Annotated in this window: 17 protein-coding genes; 11 read left to right on the top strand and 6 right to left on the bottom strand. The window is 70.7% G+C overall.

Translation table 11 applies throughout. The features are described from left to right. Positions 1-67 precede the first annotated feature (67 nt). The 3 genes from ABD256_RS11505 to ABD256_RS11495 all read left to right on the top strand — a co-directional run bounded on the left by ABD256_RS11505 (position 68) and on the right by ABD256_RS11495 (position 3,749). Positions 68-1,423, top strand: a complete 1,356-nt coding sequence (locus tag ABD256_RS11505) for a DUF6880 family protein (RefSeq protein WP_344416590.1) — start codon at positions 68-70, stop codon at positions 1,421-1,423. Between the two features lie 30 nt (positions 1,424-1,453). Further along, on the top strand, positions 1,454-3,034 hold the full coding sequence (locus ABD256_RS11500; RefSeq protein WP_344416588.1) for a hypothetical protein: 1,581 nt from the start codon (positions 1,454-1,456) through the stop codon (positions 3,032-3,034). Positions 3,035-3,140: 106 nt separating this feature from the next. Continuing rightward, positions 3,141-3,749 carry a glycoside hydrolase family 25 protein gene (locus ABD256_RS11495; RefSeq protein WP_344416585.1) on the top strand — a complete coding sequence of 203 codons (609 nt, stop codon included), beginning with the start codon at positions 3,141-3,143 and terminating at the stop codon, positions 3,747-3,749. Here the strand turns inward: ABD256_RS11495 and ABD256_RS11490 are convergent. The 3 genes from ABD256_RS11490 to ABD256_RS11480 form a co-directional block, all read right to left on the bottom strand. Then, complete coding sequence (locus ABD256_RS11490; RefSeq protein WP_215548472.1) at positions 3,746-3,901, bottom strand: hypothetical protein; 156 nt, start codon at positions 3,899-3,901, stop codon at positions 3,746-3,748. The two genes, ABD256_RS11495 and ABD256_RS11490, sit on opposite strands and share 4 nt — an antisense overlap. A gap of 145 nt (positions 3,902-4,046) precedes the next feature. Continuing rightward, positions 4,047-4,979, bottom strand: coding sequence for a type I pantothenate kinase (coaA, locus tag ABD256_RS11485; protein ID WP_344416582.1), 933 nt, complete (start codon positions 4,977-4,979; stop codon positions 4,047-4,049). Positions 4,980-5,169: 190 nt separating this feature from the next. Continuing rightward, positions 5,170-5,793 carry a macro domain-containing protein gene (locus ABD256_RS11480; protein ID WP_344416580.1) on the bottom strand — a complete coding sequence of 208 codons (624 nt, stop codon included), beginning with the start codon at positions 5,791-5,793 and terminating at the stop codon, positions 5,170-5,172. A gap of 90 nt (positions 5,794-5,883) precedes the next feature. Here ABD256_RS11480 and pheA point away from each other — a divergent pair, with 90 nt between their 5' ends. The 3 genes from pheA to ABD256_RS11465 all read left to right on the top strand — a co-directional run bounded on the left by pheA (position 5,884) and on the right by ABD256_RS11465 (position 8,520). After that, positions 5,884-6,789, top strand: a complete 906-nt coding sequence (pheA, locus tag ABD256_RS11475; RefSeq protein WP_344416578.1) for a prephenate dehydratase — start codon at positions 5,884-5,886, stop codon at positions 6,787-6,789. Further along, on the top strand, positions 6,786-7,400 hold the full coding sequence (locus ABD256_RS11470; protein ID WP_344416575.1) for a histidine phosphatase family protein: 615 nt from the start codon (positions 6,786-6,788) through the stop codon (positions 7,398-7,400). Before pheA ends, ABD256_RS11470 begins: the two co-directional genes overlap by 4 nt. A gap of 484 nt (positions 7,401-7,884) precedes the next feature. Next, positions 7,885-8,520 carry a DUF4232 domain-containing protein gene (locus ABD256_RS11465; protein ID WP_344416573.1) on the top strand — a complete coding sequence of 212 codons (636 nt, stop codon included), beginning with the start codon at positions 7,885-7,887 and terminating at the stop codon, positions 8,518-8,520. Here the strand turns inward: ABD256_RS11465 and ABD256_RS11460 are convergent. The 3 genes from ABD256_RS11460 to ABD256_RS11450 are packed head-to-tail and all read right to left on the bottom strand — an operon-like array spanning position 8,499 to position 10,779. Then, positions 8,499-9,455, bottom strand: a complete 957-nt coding sequence (locus tag ABD256_RS11460) for an SDR family NAD(P)-dependent oxidoreductase (RefSeq protein ID WP_344416571.1) — start codon at positions 9,453-9,455, stop codon at positions 8,499-8,501. The genes ABD256_RS11465 and ABD256_RS11460 overlap by 22 nt on opposite strands. 5 nt (positions 9,456-9,460) lie before the next feature. Further along, positions 9,461-9,811: a metallopeptidase family protein gene (locus tag ABD256_RS11455; protein ID WP_344416569.1), complete on the bottom strand. Its 351-nt coding sequence runs from the start codon at positions 9,809-9,811 to the stop codon at positions 9,461-9,463. After that, on the bottom strand, positions 9,811-10,779 hold the full coding sequence (locus ABD256_RS11450; RefSeq protein WP_344416567.1) for a septum formation family protein: 969 nt from the start codon (positions 10,777-10,779) through the stop codon (positions 9,811-9,813). The genes ABD256_RS11455 and ABD256_RS11450 overlap by 1 nt, the downstream gene beginning before the upstream one ends. Positions 10,780-10,891: 112 nt before the next feature. Here ABD256_RS11450 and ABD256_RS11445 point away from each other — a divergent pair, with 112 nt between their 5' ends. Genes ABD256_RS11445 through serS form a run of 5 tightly spaced genes read left to right on the top strand, consistent with a single transcriptional unit; the run spans position 10,892 to position 15,434 of the window. Further along, positions 10,892-11,485, top strand: coding sequence for a hypothetical protein (locus tag ABD256_RS11445; protein WP_344416565.1), 594 nt, complete (start codon positions 10,892-10,894; stop codon positions 11,483-11,485). A 1-nt stretch (position 11,486) separates the two neighbouring features. Further along, positions 11,487-12,653: a glutathionylspermidine synthase family protein gene (locus ABD256_RS11440; RefSeq protein WP_344416563.1), complete on the top strand. Its 1,167-nt coding sequence runs from the start codon at positions 11,487-11,489 to the stop codon at positions 12,651-12,653. A 58-nt stretch (positions 12,654-12,711) separates the two neighbouring features. Next, complete coding sequence (locus ABD256_RS11435) at positions 12,712-13,161, top strand: DUF350 domain-containing protein (protein ID WP_215548462.1); 450 nt, start codon at positions 12,712-12,714, stop codon at positions 13,159-13,161. A gap of 54 nt (positions 13,162-13,215) precedes the next feature. After that, entirely contained in the window at positions 13,216-14,121 is a 906-nt protein-coding gene (locus tag ABD256_RS11430) for a haloalkane dehalogenase (protein WP_344416558.1), read from the top strand. 47 nt (positions 14,122-14,168) lie between these two features. Next, positions 14,169-15,434, top strand: a complete 1,266-nt coding sequence (serS, locus tag ABD256_RS11425; protein WP_344416556.1) for a serine--tRNA ligase — start codon at positions 14,169-14,171, stop codon at positions 15,432-15,434. The last annotated feature ends 32 nt before the right edge of the window (positions 15,435-15,466 follow it).

Raw genomic sequence — 15,466 nt, 5'->3', positions numbered from 1 at the left:
TCGTAGCCGATTGGGCCGAAAAGAGTACGCAGTTGGCCGACGTTGTCGGCCGACCGGGTGCGGCAGTATGGACCGCGTGCCCCTGCCCCCCGCTCTTTCCGCGTACCTGCGGTCCCTGGACGCGGAGACGCTCGCGGAGTTGCTGCTCGACCGCGCCGAGCGCGATCCCGGGCTGCGCGCGGAACTGGAGGCGCGCGCCTCGGCGAACACCGAAGAGGTCGCCGAGGTGCACCGCATGCTGGCCGGCGGCCCGGACGGCGAGTCCTTTTCCTACGCCACCAAGGTCGGCTCGGTGCTCGACACGCTGCAGCGCCTGCTCGACGGCGGCACCCGCGCGGACGTGGCGCCGCTGGCGCGCCGGATGATCGACCAGATCGGCGCCGCGCTGGGGCGGATGGACGATTCCGGCGGCCTGGTCGGCGGGCAGCTGGAGCGCGCGGTGACGCTGTACGCCCGTGCCTGCGCGGCGCGCCCGCCGTCGCCGCCGGAGCTGGCCGAGTGGATCGCGCGCACCGAGTTCGGCCCCGGGCTGGCGGAGATCGAGCTCGCCGATTTCGCCGACGCGCTCGGCGAAGCGGGCCTCGCGCATCTTAAGTCCATTGTGGACGAAGTGCTGGCCGGGGCCGCCGACGACCCGCGGCGGGGCGCCGCGGAGCGGTTGCAGGAGTCACTGGCCGAAGTGTCCGGGGACGTCGACGCGCTCGTCGCGATCCTGTCCGCGAAACCGCAGCGGCTCGACATCAGCCTGAAGATCGTGCGCGTGCTGCGCGGTGCGGGGCGGCACACCGAAGCGATCGCGCACGCGGCGAAGGCGCTCGCGCACGACAAGGGTGCCGCGCGGGCGCCCGTCGTCGACGAACTCGCCGGCGCCTACCGCGAAGCCGGTCAGGGCGACGAGGCGTTGACGTTGCGCCGCAACGAGTTTCAGCGCGTCTCGACCCACGCCGCCTATCTCGCGCTGCGCGAGTCGGCGAGCGCGCTCGGCCGCTGGGACGCCGAACGGGAGACCGCGATGGAGCTTCTGCGGGTGCGTGCCGAGCAGGACCCGGCCGCGGCCGACGAGCTCGTGCGGGTGCTGCTGACCGAGGAGCGCACGGACGACGCGTGGGAGGTGTCCTGCCGCCTCGGCGGGTCGCTGCCGCTGCGGTTGGAGCTGGCCGAACTGCGCGAAGCCGAGCATCCGGTCGACGTGATCCCGGTGTACCGCGTGCACGTCGAAGAGCTCATCGCGCACAAGGACGCGTTCAACTACCGCGAGGCGGCCAAGCAGCTGCGGAAGCTGCGCGCCCTGCACAAGCGCGCCGACACCGCCGAGGAGTTCAGCAGTTACCTGGCCGAACTGGTCGAAACGCACAAGCGGAAGACCCGCCTGCTCGCCGAGGTCCGCAACGCGCGGATCGCGCTGCCCAGGGTCGGCCGCTGAGCCGTTCGGCTCGATGGAAACATGGTGCGCATGAGCCCGGTGAGCCGTGTACGCAAAAAGCAGTCGTCGTCCGAAGAGCCCGAGCCGCAGAGCTTGACCGGATTCTTCAAGGACGTGCTGGGTGACTACGCGAACCTCGGCACCGAGCCGGGGCACCTGGAGGTCGAGCTGCTCACCTCCGAGCTGATGGGCCAGTGGTGGGAGACCGGCGACGACCTCGGCCCCGAGCTGGTCGAGCTGGCCGCGGACAAGGGCACCGCGCCCGCCGCCGCGTTCCTGGCCGCCTTCGCCAGCCTCGGTGACGACGAGGGCCAGCGCGCCGACGCGGGCGAGGCGCTCGCGGGCGTGGTCAAGCGCGGCCTGCCGGAACCGGAGTGGGCCGCGACGCTCGGCGAGTTCGGCGTCGGCGAGTGCTGGCGGACCGCCGACGTCTACGGCGACGCGTCGTCGCTGCTGTGCGTCTTCGGCGAGGGCGACACCGCGCACGGTGTGCTCGCACTGCTCGACTTCGTCGAGTTCGACGGCTGGGTCAAGGACGTCGTGGTCGTCGAGGCCCCGGACGAGGTGCTGGCCGAGATGCGCGGCCAGGCCGCCGAAGGCGGTGAGCTGATGGTGTTCGAGCAGGTGCCGCCCGGCCGCGCCCGCCTGCTGCTCGAAGACGGCATCGCGATCACGGACTCCATCGAGGACCCCGAGGTGAGTGCCGACTTCTCGCGGTTCCGCGCGCTGGCGCTCTCCCGCGCGCGCCTGCTCGGCGAGCCCGAGCAGGCCGAGGAGACGCCGGAGTTCGGCGAGCAGGAGCAGGCGGACGCGATCGCCGCGTTCTTCGCCTTCGCGGCGGACGAAGGCACCGCCGCTGAACTCGACGACGACGAGGCGACGAGGGCCGTCGCCGAGATGCTCGCCGAGTTCGGGGCCGAGCACGATCCGCGCCGTCCGCTGCGCGTGGGCCCGGAAAAGCTCGCGTTCTTCCTCGACACCGTGTTCGACGGCGACGACGATCTCGGCGAGGACATCGAAGCCGCGCTGCCCGACGTCGTGCGCGCGTGGGCGGAATGGGGCGCGCGCCGCGATGGCTTGTCCGAGGAAGCCACCGGGACCCTCCTCGGCGCCATCGACGAGGTCCTCGAAGAACTCGCCGAGGACGATTCCGAAGTGGACAGTGCGGATGTCTACCTCGACGGCACCGAGAACGTCGACGATCCCGAGGCGCTCGTGGACCTGTTGGCGCGCCGCATGTTCGCGATCCCGGACACGGTCACGGTGATCGGCGACGACGAGCTCGAACTCGACCCGACCGACGCCGAACAGCGCAGGCTGCTGGTGGTCGGCGAGTTCCCCGAATACCACGAGTCTCTCGCCGGTGACGATTTCGACGAGCAGGAGCGGATGCGGCTCGCGATGCGCACGACGATCGTGGACCAGTTGTGGGACAACGATCCCGCGGCCGTCTGGGAGGCCGCGAAGCGGCTCGGGGGTAAGGGGCTGGAACGCGAAGAAGTGTTGTCGCAAGTGGAACAGGTGCTCGCCAAGCACCTCGAACCGGCGACCGAGTCCAGCATGGAATTCGATCTCGACGACTACGAAGCGGGGTTGTCCTCGCTGGGCTGATCGTGAACTGCTGGGCCACCTGTGTGAAATCGGGTCGTTCAGCGGGGCGTGCTCGCCGCCTGCTGGGACAGTGGAAGTCCGGCTGTCGCGCGGGAGGAGCATTCCGATGACCGACTACGGCGTCGACATTTCGCACTACCAGACCGTGCAGGACTGGAACGCGGTACACGGCAACAACATCACGTACGCGTTGCTGAAGGTCACCGAGTCGACCGACTACGTGGACCCGAAAGCGGCGGGGTTCGCCGACGGCGCCCGCGGCGCCGGTGTCGCCGCGGGCGGCTACCACTTCGCGCGCCCGGTCGACGTGGGCGCGCAGGTCGCGCACTTCGCCGACCGGTTGAACGAACGCGGCCTGCTCACGCCGGGAAGCGTGTGGCCCGCGCTCGACATGGAGGCGAGCGGGTTCGGTGACGCCAACGCCTTCGTCAGGGACTTCATCGCCCAGTTCCGGCAGCGCACCGGCGTGCACGGGGTACTGGTCTACGCCAACCTCAACTGGTGGACCACGATCCTGCGGCCCGACGAGTGGGCCGACGACGGCGTGCTGCTCTGGATCGCGCGCTACAACGGCGATCCCGGCAATCCCGGCTGGGGGCACCCGCGGCTCGCGGTGCACCAGCACAGCAACAAGGGCACGGTGCCCGGTATCGCGGGTGCGGTCGACCGGAACGCCACGGTCGGCTCGTTCGGCCTGGGGAACTTCCGGCTCTAGTGGCCCTGCGGGGCGGTCGGTTCCGTCTCCCGCGGCGCCGACCGCTCGCGCTTCTCGTCGAAGAGGTCGAGGGCGAACGCGCCAACGGCCGTGGCGAGCAGGATCGTCACGCCGAGCATGGCGCCGATCCAGGTCATGATCGTCGAGAACATGGTGCGCCTCCTCCCTGGTCAGGAATGGTTTCTCCGCACACCAGGGTCGCTGGGAGGCCGCGCCGGGGGAATCGGCCAACCGGTTACTGCTGACCGCGCCCCCTCGGCCGAACGGCCGAGGGGTGACGCCGGAGAGTGGCGGAGCTCAGAGCTTGCGCAGCCGGACCCGGTTGATGGAGTGGTCGGAGTCCTTGCGCAGCACGAGCGTCGCCCTGGGGCGGGTGGGACGGATGTTGTCCACGAGGTTCGGTTCGTTGATGGTGCGCCACAGGTGCCGCGCCTCGTCGCGCGCCTCGTCGTCGGGGAGGCCGGCGAAGTGGTGGAAGTGCGAGGCGGGGTCGGAGAACGCGGTGTGCCGCAGCTTGAGGAACCGCTCGACGTACCAGTGCTCGATGTCCGAGGTGTGGGCGTCGACGTAGATCGAGAAGTCGAACAGGTCCGAGACGGTCAGCCTCGGGCCCGGCTGCAGGACGTTGAGCCCTTCGATGATCAGGATGTCCGGCTTCTCCACGACCTGCTCGTGGCCGGGGAGGATGTCGTAGGCCAGGTGCGAGTAGACCGGCGCGCTCACCCGGTCGGCACCCGATTTCACGTCCGCGACGAACCGCAGCAGTGCCCTGCGGTCGTAGCTCTCCGGGAAGCCCTTGCGGTGCATGATCCCGCGGCGGGTCAGCTCCGCGCCCGGGTAGAGGAACCCGTCGGTGGTCACCAGGTCGACCCTGGGGTGGTCCGGCCAGCGGGCGAGCAGCGTGCGCAGCAGGCGCGCGGTGGTCGACTTGCCGACCGCGACGCTGCCCGCGATGCCGATCACGAACGGCACCTTGGTGTTGCGGCAGTCCTCGCCGAGGAACGTCGTGGTGGCTTCGTAGAGCCGTTGCCGCGCGGCGACCTGGAGGTTGATCAGTCTGGACAGCGGGAGGTAGACCTCGGCGACCTCCGCGAGGTCGACCTGTTCGCCGAGCCCGCGCAGGCGGAGCAGTTCTTCGGCGGTCAGCGGGAGCGGGGTGGCGCGCCGCAGCTCCCGCCACTGTTCCCGGTGCAGTTCCACATAGGGACTGAGCTCACGCACCCGCGGCATCGCATACTCCTCGCCCGTCGGTGGGCTGGTGCTTGGTCTTTCTGCGTAACGCGGTTCCAACGGTAGGGCTTACCTGGCGTGAACGCGCTGTGACGTAGTACACGCCGTCGAAGTCGTGACCTTGGGTGAGGAACGAACTCGCGTCTCCGTCGGGTTTTCCCAGTACGGACACCGATTTCGTGACTATGTGTTACGGAGTGGGGAAGACCTCGCGCCACGCCGCCGCGACCTGGCGCGCGCAGGCCTCCGGTGGCACACCGCCGATGCCGGTGCCGAGCCCCGGCATCGCGATCACGTCGACCGCTTCGCGCACCCCAGGCCCGTGTTCGAGCCTGCCGTCGCGCCAGAGCAGGAAGACCGCCCGCGCCGCGAGGTAGGGGTGCACGGTGTCCGCCGGCAGCAGTTCGCCCGGCTCGCGCATGGTCGGTGCGCTGATCAGCCACGGCGGCGACGGCGCGCCGGTCGGCACCACCACCGCTTCCCCGATCGGCACCTCGCCGCCGTGGTAGGCGAGCACCGCGCTGCGCACGTTCTGCTCGACCTCGGGGAAGGTGCGCGCGTAGACCGCGTCGATACCGCCGCGCATCCAGCCGTGGGAGTTGGCCGGGCTGACCACCGCGTGCGCGAGCACGTCGAGCACCGAGCCGCGGTGGACGCGCACCGCCGAGTCCGAACGGGACAGTGCGTCCACCACGGATTCCCACGCGCGGGCGAGCGGTTCGTCGACAGCGCACAGCACCAGTTCCGGCGTGCGGAGCACGCCTTTGCCTTGTGCCGTCCCGTGGGTGGTGTGCGTGCCTGGTTCGGCGGTCACGAGTACAGCATGGCAAAGAACCCCGGCCCGCGTCATCGATTCACCTACCGGCTGTCTGAGTGAAACTCCGCCGGTGCGTAGCCTGGCGACGTGACACGGATCGCTTATTTCGGGCCGCGGGGGACCTTCTCGGAACAGGCCGCGCGCACGTTCGCCGGAGCCGAAGAACTGGTGCCCGCCGAGACCATTCCGAAGGCGCTCGCCGCGGTGCGCGCCGGGGACGCGGACGCCGCGTGCGTGCCCGTGGAGAACTCCGTCGAGGGCCCGGTCACCGCCACCCTGGACGGCCTCGTCGAAGGGCAGCCGCTCGTCGCCGTCGCCGAAGCGCTGCTTCCCGTGCACTTCAGCGTGCTGACCCGCGGGGACGGCGCGCCGATCCGGACGGTCGCCAGCCATCCGCACGCGCTGGCGCAGGTGCGGCACTGGCTGGAAGCGAACCTGCCCGATGCCCAGCCGCTGGCGTCGTCGTCCACGGCGAGCGCCGCGGTCGGCGTCCAGGACGGCGAGTTCGACGCCGCCGTGACGGCGCCCGTCGCCGTCGAGCACTACCCGTTGACCGTGCTGGCGACCGGGGTCGCGGACGTGGCCGACGCGCGCACCCGGTTCCTGCTGCTGCGCCCGCCCGGCCCGTTGCCGGAGCCGACCGGCGCGGACCGCACGTCGGTGGTGGCCTCCGCCGCGAACCGGACCGGCACGCTCGCCGCGCTGCTGAACGAGCTCGCGACCAGGAGCATCAACCTGACCAGGCTCGACGCCAGGCCGACGAAGAGCAACTTCGGCGAATACCACTTCTTCATCGACTTCGAAGGCCATCTCGCCGAGCCGCGGATCGGTGATGCCGTCGCCGCGCTGCGGCGGCGGTGCGCCGTCCGGTTCCTCGGCTCGCACCCGAGGGCGGACGGGCTGCCGGGCACCCGGGAACCCGGTGCGGAGAACGCCGACTTCGTCGCGGCAGGCGACTGGGTGGCGGCCGTCCGGAAGGGTGGTGTCGCGTGAGGCTGCACCTCGTGCGGCACGCGCAGAGCACCGCGAACGTGCGCCAGGTCCTGGACACCGCGCTGCCCGGCCCGCCGCTGACCGAGCTCGGGCACGAGCAGGCCGGGGCGCTGGTGCAGGCGTTCGACGGGCACGACGTGGCCGCCGTCTACGCCTCGTACGCGACCCGTGCCAGGGAAACGGCCGCACCGCTGGCCGCGTCGCTCGGGTTGGACGTGCGGCTCGTCGAGGGCGTGCACGAGGTGCAGGCAGGCGATCTCGAAGGCCGCAACGACGAGGAAGCCATCGCGACCTACCTCGCGGTGGTGCACCCGTGGACGCAGGGCGACCTCTCGGGCTCGATGCCCGGTGGCGAGAGCGGCGAACAGGTGCGGTCCCGGTACCTCGCGGCGGTCGCCGACCTGCGCGCGAAGCACGAGGAAGCCGACCCGGCCGGTGACATCGTGCTGGTCAGCCACGGCGGTGCGATCCGGCTCGGCGCCGAATGGCTGTGCGACAACGTGCGCTCCGAGGTCGCGGACCACGAACTGCTCGCGAACACCGCCCGCGTCGTACTGGAATCCCGCCCCGGCGGCTGGCACTGCGTGAGCTGGGCCGGCACCCCGATGTAGCCCGCGCGACGGTTGTCCACAACGCCCCCAAACCTGTGGATAACTCGCCTTTTCACCCGCCCGGCCAGAGGGGGCCCGGTAGACTGGAGCGGGGTCGCCCCCCGGGATGGGTGGGGGCTTTTCTGGTACCGGTATAGGCGAGGTTGTTGCTGGTCAGGGGTTTGGTTTCGGGTTTTGGGCACCCGGTGCCGAGTGGGGTTCGGGGGCTGTCATACTGCTCGGCCGCCGGCGCTTCCGGGGCTGTCCACAGTCCGTGCCGGTTGTCCACAGCGAGGGTGATTTCCACACACTCTGGGTGGTCTTCGCGGCGGGGAAATCCGGCCGGATCTCACCCGGACGAGATGGTCGCCGGGCGACCCGCCACACCTTCCGTTGTACTTTCACCGCATTCCGCCACGGCTGGTGACAAAGATGCGGCGCAACCGCCGGTGTGGACCGCACGTCCATCGGGGTACTCGGCACAGGGAGGCGGTGACATGGTGACATGGTGACCAGGGTGCGAACCTCGAAGATCGCACTCGCGGCGACGGGCGCGGCGCTGGCCGCCATCCTGGCCGGGTGCGGCACCACCCCTGATCCGGGGTCCAGCCCTGCCCCGCCGCCGGAAAGCAGCGCCCCGAGCGGTCCGGCACCCACGTCGGGCAGCCCGGCACCCACGTCGGGCAGCTCCGCGACCAAGCCCGACGACGGCCTCTGCACGGCGAAGGACCTCAAGCTCGCGCTCGGCAGGGGCGACGGCGCCGCGGGCACGGTCTACCGGCCGCTGCTGTTCACCAACATCAGCGACCACGCCTGCACCGTCCAGGGCTTCCCCGGCGTCTCCTACGTCACGGGCGCCGACGGGCGCCAGGTCGGTGCCGCCGCGTTCCGCGACGGCTCGAAGGGGCCCGCGGTCAAGCTCGGCAAGGGCCAGAGCGCCGCGGCCGAGATCGGGTTCGTCAACGTCGGCAACTACGACGCGGCGGCCTGCAAGCCGGAACCCGTCCGCGGCCTGCGGGTCTTCCCGCCGCAGGAGCGGGACTCGCTGTTCGTCGAGGCACCGGGCACCGGGTGCGCGGGCGACCAGATCCCCGGCAACCAGCTCACCGTCCGCACGATTCAGAAGGGCGCCGGCGAGTAACCGGTCCGTTCGACGCAGTAGGCCCACAGCCGCTCCCGCTGCGCCCGGCTTTCCCGCGTCGACGACAGGTAGTGCGGCGGGCGCGGCGCGCGGTCGTGCCAGAGCCGGCCCCCGGCCCGGCCTCCGGGCACGGCGGCCAGCCACACGACGGTGTCCGCGCCCTGCTCCGCCGACCGCAGCAGCGGTGCCATCAGCTTCGCGAACCGCGGGAGCGAGTCGGTGACACCCGGCGTCGACGCCCAGCCGGGGTGCATGCTGTGCACCGCGACGCCGTCCAGCTCGCGATCCCACAACCCGGCCAGCACCACCTGCATCCGCTTCGTCCTGGCGTAGGCCGTGGCGCCGCGGTACTCGCCGACGGTGTACTGCGGGTCGTCGTCGCGCAGCTTCGCCCGGTACATCCCGCCCGAGGAGACGAACACCACCCTGCCGTCCCCGGACCCGCGCAGCGCGCCCGCCAGCAGACCGGTCAGCAGGAACGGGCCGAGCACGTGCGTGGCCAGCGTGATCTCGTCGCCGTCCGGGGTTTCGCGCCGTTCCGGCGGCAGCACCCCGGCGTTGTGCACGAGCACGTCCAGCGCGTCGTGCCCGGCGAGGAAGCCCGCCGCGAACGCCCGCACCGAACCCGCGGAGGACACATCGCAGACGTCGACGGTGAGCTCGGCGCCCGGCACCCGCTCCGCGATCTCGTCACGCGCCACCGCGCCCTTCGCGGCGTCGCGCACCACCAGGTGCACGGCGGCGCCGAGTCCGGCGAGACCGGCCGCGGTGGCCTTGCCGAGCCCGGAGCCCGCGCCGGTGACGATCGCGCGCTTGCCGCGCAGCGCATTCGCCGGAAGGTCCTCCCACCCGCCGCGGCGCAGGAGGAAACCGAGCTTCGAATAGCCAGGCACGATCAAGCGGTCGGCGAGCGCGTCGGCGAGTTTCGCGGCCATCGTCATCATCCCCAGCCCAGTTCGTGCAGCCGCGCGTCGTCGATGCCGAAGTGGTGTCCGACCTCGTGCACCACGGTGATCAGGACCTCTTCCACGACCTCCGCCTCCGAGTCGCACATGTCCAGCAGCGGTTCGCGGTAGATCGAAATGCGGTCCGGCAGCACCCCGCCGTAGCTGGAGGTGCGTTCGGTCAGCGCGATCCCGTGGTAGAGCCCGAGAACGCCGGGGTCCTCCTCGTTGTGCGGCTCGACGAGCACGACGACGTTGTCCATCGCGTTGGCGAAGTCCGCGGGCACCTGGTCCAGCGCGTCCGCGACCAGCTCTTCGAACTTCTCCGGGCTCATCTCGACCGGCATCAGCCGCCACCGGCGCTGCTCGGCGGGGCGGCCGGCTTCGACGGCGGGGCGGCGGCCTTCCGGATCGTGCCGGTGACCGGCGCCAGCCCGGTGTTGTCGGGCAGCTTCGCGGCGACCTTGCAGTTCACCTTCGTCGACCCGGCGGTCCAGCTCTCCTGCTCCCGCACGTCCCAGCTCAGGATCAGCTTCTGCGCCGAGTAGTCGTCACCGCCGGTGTAGTCCATGACGGCCTTCGAGCACTCGGTGTCGAGCCACGCCTTCTGATCGGCCTGGGACGGGTAGTCCTTGAACTTCGTCTTCAGGTCCAGCACGCCCACCATCTCGTACGAGTGCGGCTGCGCGCAGTCGATCGGGTCGCCGACCGTCTTGCCGGCCAGCGCCAGGCAGGTCCCGGCGTCCCAGACGTTCGCCTGCTGTTCGTCCTTCGCCGACCCGGACAGCTTCTGCAACTGCCCGCCGGGCCCCGCCCACTGCAGCACGCACCGCAGCTCACGGGCGCCGTCGTTCCATTCGTCCTCGCCGGGGCGCAGCGCGCTCACGGTCAGGCGGCCGTACGGGTCGAGCGGCTTGCCGAGGTACTTTTCCGCGCCGTCCGTGCAGCGCTCCTGCGCCAGGCCGCGCCACTGCGTGAGATCCGGGGACGGCGCGCCCTTGGGGTACCGGTCGCCGATGTCCACCACGCCGGTCACCTCGAACTGGTGCGGCTGGGGACACGGCACGAGGTGGATGTCGCCCGCGTCCTGCTGCTCCCACAGCAGGCAACTGCCCGGCGGCGAGTGGAACGCGGCCCGCGCGGACTCGGAGTCGCCCGGCTTCCCGCCGCCCGCGCCCCCCTTCACGTCGCCGCCCCACGAGAACGTCACGCTCAGCGCGAGCGCGAGGATGGCGCCGACGAAGACACCGCCCATGACCAGGCGGGTACCCAGCGTTGTGTCGGCAAGACGAAACCGATCGGCGAATTTCGACATCTACACCATGATGCCCGCGCCGCCGGTCCCCGCCACCCCTCGGGTGGATAGGCTGGGATTCTGGGGGCAGGGCAGCGCCCGAATGTGGTGGCCAGCGGTTACGGAGCGCGGAATGACGGAAGACAACACTCCCGAGGAGCAGCAGGACACTCCCGGTGACCAGCCCAAGCGCGGCGCGATGCGGTTTCAGGACGCCGAGAACACCACGCCGAGGGAACCCACACTCGCCGAGCAGCGCGCCCGCAGACAGGCACTGATCGCCGAGCAGGAGGAAGAGGCGGCGAACAAGGAGCTCGAGCGCAAGGCCGGGACGCGCCGCAAGGTCCTGATCGGCAGCGGCGTCACCGTCGGCGTCGTCGGCCTGGTCGCGGCCTGGTACGCGGTGGGCACGCCGGAGGACGTCAGCGCGACCTGCACCGACAAGGACGGCACCGTCGTCGACGACAAGTACTGCGACCCGGACTACGTGACCAGCCAGACCGGCGGCTACCACCCCGGCGTCGGCGGGTTCATCTTCCTCGGCGGCAACTCCTACCGGTACAACTACGGCGGCACCGGCGCTATCGGCAGCCACGTCTCCGGTGGCAGCTTCGACAAGCCGTCCAACGCGAACGTCACCACCAAGTCCGGCAAGTCCGTGCAGCGCGGCGGCTTCGGCATCAGCGGCAAGAGCAGCACCGGCACCGGCAAGAGCGGGGGATCCTGACGTGCACAGGGAGACCGGCACGCCGCGGCGTGACTGGGAGCGCATCGTCGAAGACCAGGGCCTGGTGTTCGGCACCCCGGCGCGCTACGGCTCCGGCCAGTCGCGGCCGTACTGGGACGAGTCGGTGCACTACGTCCTCGAGATGGACGAGGTGCTCTCCGTCGAGGCGGACGTCGAGGTCCTGCATTCGATGTGCCTCGAAGCCGTCGAGAACGTGATCCTCACCGAGCGCTACCGCGACTTCGGCATCCCGGAGTGGGTGTGGCCGCACATCGCCGAGTCGTGGAAACGCCAGGACCCGCACGTCTACGGCCGGTTCGACCTGCGCTACGACGGCAAGAGCCCGGCGAAGCTGCTCGAGTACAACGCCGACACCCCGACCTCGCTGCTCGAGGCCGCCGTCGTGCAGTGGCACTGGAAGACCGACGTCCACCCGGACGACGACCAGTGGAATTCGATCCACGAGCGGCTGGTGGAGCGGTGGGGCGAGGTCAAGGACCTGCTGCCGTCGAACGAGCTGCACTTCTCGTGGTCGACGGCCGATCCGACCGGCGAGGACCACGTCACCACCGCCTACCTGCAGGAGACCGCGGCCGAGGCCGGGCTGGACACGGTCGGCCTCGCGATCGAGGAGATCGGCTGGGACCCGGTGCTCAAGCGGTTCGTCGACCTCGAAGAGGCGCCGATGAACACGGTCGTGAAGCTCTACCCGTGGGAATGGGTCATCGAGGAGGAGTTCGGCAAGTTCGCCGTGCAGACGCTCCCGAAGACGCTGTGGGTCGAGCCGCTCTGGAAGATGCTGCTGTCCAACAAGGCGCTGCTCGCCGTGCTGTGGGAGAACTACCCCGGCCACCCGAACCTGCTGCCCGCCTTCGTCGACGACCCCGGCCTGCTCACCGAGTACGTGCGCAAGCCGAAGCTCGGGCGCGAAGGCGCGAACGTGCAGATCGTGGCCACCGGGTACGAGACCCAGACCAGTGGCGTCTACGGCGCCGAAGGGTACGTCTACCAGGCGTTCGACCCGCTGCCCGAGTTCGACGGGTTCCGCCCCGCGCTCGGCGCGTGGATCGTCGGCGACAACGCCGCCGGCCTCGGCATCCGGGAAACGGCGGGGCTGGTGACCGACGACGGCGCCGCGTTCATCCCGCATCGCATCCCGGAGTCGTGAGCAAAACGCCCACCAGGCACAATCCACTCGCGACTCTTGACGACCACTGGGAGACCCTGTGACCACCCTCGCGCTGTCGGACACCTTCGGCCACGACCTCGTCCGCGGGATCGGGGCGGTACTGCTGTACGGCGTCGTCGGCCTGGTGCTGATGTTCGCCGGCTTCTACGCCATCGACTGGACCACGCCGGGCAAGCTGTCCGAGCTGGTGCGCCGCGGTCTCCCGAACGCCGTGATGGTCACCGCGTCCGGGCTGCTGTCCATGGCGTTCATCGTGGTGGTCGCGATCGCGAACTCGGCGAGCGATCTCACCGAGGGCCTGATCACCTCGCTGGTCTACGGCCTGGTCGGGATCATCGTGCAGGTCCTCGCGGTGCGGCTGCTCGAATGGGCGACCCGCATCGACATCAGCTCCGCGATCGAGAGCGAGAAGTTCGCGCCCGCCAGCATCGTGGTCGCCGCCGCCCACCTGGCGCTGGGCCTCGTGGTCGCGGTCGGCGTCAGCTGACGTCACCACGAAGGACGGTGGCCGTCGGTCGGCGCGGCCACTAGCGTTGGTCCCGTGCGCCTGCTGAGGACACCGGACGACCGGTTCGCCGACCTGCCCGACTTCGACTTCGAGCCGCATTACGCGGATATCGACGACCCCGCGGACGGGATCGTGCGGATGGCCTGGGTCGAGGCGGGCCCCGCGGACGGCAGACCCGTGCTGCTGCTGCACGGCGAGCCGTCCTGGTCCTACCTGTACCGCCGCATGCTGCCGGTGCTGGCCGCCGCCGGGTTGCGCGCCATCGCGCCCGACCTCGTCGGCTTCGGCCGGTCCGACAAGCCGAACGACATCGCCGACCACTCCTACGCCAAGCACGTCGAATGGGTCCGCGCGCTCGCGTTCGACCACCTCGACCTGCGCGAAGTGACCCTCTTCGGGCAGGACTGGGGCGGCCTGATCGGGCTGCGGCTGGTGGCCGAGCACCCGGAGCGCTTCGCCGCCGTCGTCGCGGGGAACACCGGCCTGCCCGCCGGCGACACCGACATGCCGAAGGTGTGGTGGGCCTTCCGCGAAGCCGTCGAAAACGCGCAGGTCCTCGACATCGGCAGGCTCGTGCAGGCCGGCTGCAAGACCACGCTGAGCGACGAGGTCAAGGCCGCCTACGACGCGCCGTTCCCGAACGAGATGTACAAGGCGGGCCCGCGCGCGATGCCCGGCCTGGTGCCGGTGCGGCCCGACGACCCGGCGAGCGCGGACAACCGGCGCGCGTGGTCCACCCTGACCGCGCTCGACCTGCCGTTCCTGTGCGCGTTCTCCGACGGCGACCCGATCACCGGTGCGATGGCGCCGATCCTGCAGCGCTCGATGAAGGGCGCCGAGGGCGTCGAGCACCCGACGATCGCCGGTGCGGGGCACTTCCTGCAGGAGGACGCCGGGGCCGAACTCGCCGAGGTGATCGCCCGCTTCGTCGCGAAGTAGGAAACTGCCTCGAACCCGGTCCGCTCGGGCGGCTAACCTCTGTTCTCGTGATTGACCCCAGGATCCTGCGCGAAGACCCGGACACCGTGCGCGCCTCGCAGCGCGCACGCGGTGAAGACGAGGGAGTGGTCGACAAGCTGCTCTCCCTCGACACCCGGCGCAGGTCCGCGATCGCCAGCGCCGACAAGCTGCGCGCCGAGCAGAAGCAGCTCGGCAAGCGGATCGGCAAGGCGAAGGGCGAGGAGCGCGACGCACTGCTCGCGACGGGCAAGACGCTGGCCGCCGAGGTCAAGGCGGCCGAGGCCGAGCAGGGCACGGCGTCGGAGGAGTTCGAGGAGCTGCACCGGCTCGTCCCGAACCTCGTGCACCCGGACCCGCCGGTCGGCGGCGAGGACGACTACGAGGTGCTCAAGCACGTCGGCACCCCCCGCGAGTTCGGCTTCACCGTCCGCGATCACCTGGAAGTGGCCGAGGGGATCCGCGCCATCGACATGGAGCGCGGCGCGAAGGTGTCGGGTTCGCGGTTCTACTTCCTCACCGGCGTCGGCGCGCAGTTGCAGCTCGCGATGCTGAACATGGCCGCCGCGCAGGCCACCGCCAACGGCTTCGAGCTGATGATCACCCCGTCGCTGGTGCGGCCGGAGATCATGGCCGGCACCGGTTACCTCGGCGCGCACTCGACCGAGGTGTACCGGCTCCGCGACGACGACCTGTACCTCGTCGGCACCTCCGAGGTCCCGCTCGCCGGCTACCACGCCGACGAGATCCTGGACCTGTCGGCGGGATCGCGCCGGTACGCGGGCTGGTCGTCGTGCTACCGCCGCGAAGCGGGCTCGTACGGCAAGGACACCCGCGGCATCATCCGCGTGCACCAGTTCGACAAGGTCGAGATGTTCGTGTTCTGCCGCCCGGAGGACGCCGAAGCCGAACACGCGCGGCTGCTGGACTGGGAGGAGCAGATGCTCGCGAAGATCGAGGTGCCCTACCGCGTGATCGACACCGCGACCGGTGACCTCGGCGTCTCCGCCGCCCGCAAGTTCGACTGCGAGGCGTGGGTGCCGAGCCAGCGGGCCTACCGCGAACTCACCTCGACCTCGAACTGCACCACGTTCCAGGCGCGCAGGCTCAACATCCGCTACCGCGACGAAAACGGCCGCCCGCAGGCCGCCGCCACGCTCAACGGCACCCTCGCCACCACCAGGTGGATCGTCGCGATCCTGGAAAACCACCAGCAGGAGGACGGCTCCGTCCGCATCCCGGCGGCGCTCCAGCCGTTCATGGGCGGCCGGGAAGTGCTGACCCCGGCGGGCTGACTTCCCGGCTCCGCAAGCACCGGCGTGGACGA

The organism is Amycolatopsis minnesotensis (assembly GCF_039529815.1).
Taxonomy (GTDB): domain Bacteria; phylum Actinomycetota; class Actinomycetes; order Mycobacteriales; family Pseudonocardiaceae; genus Amycolatopsis; species Amycolatopsis minnesotensis.
Note: the sequence above shows the minus strand (reverse complement) of the source record. Positions and strands in the feature narration are given on the sequence as shown.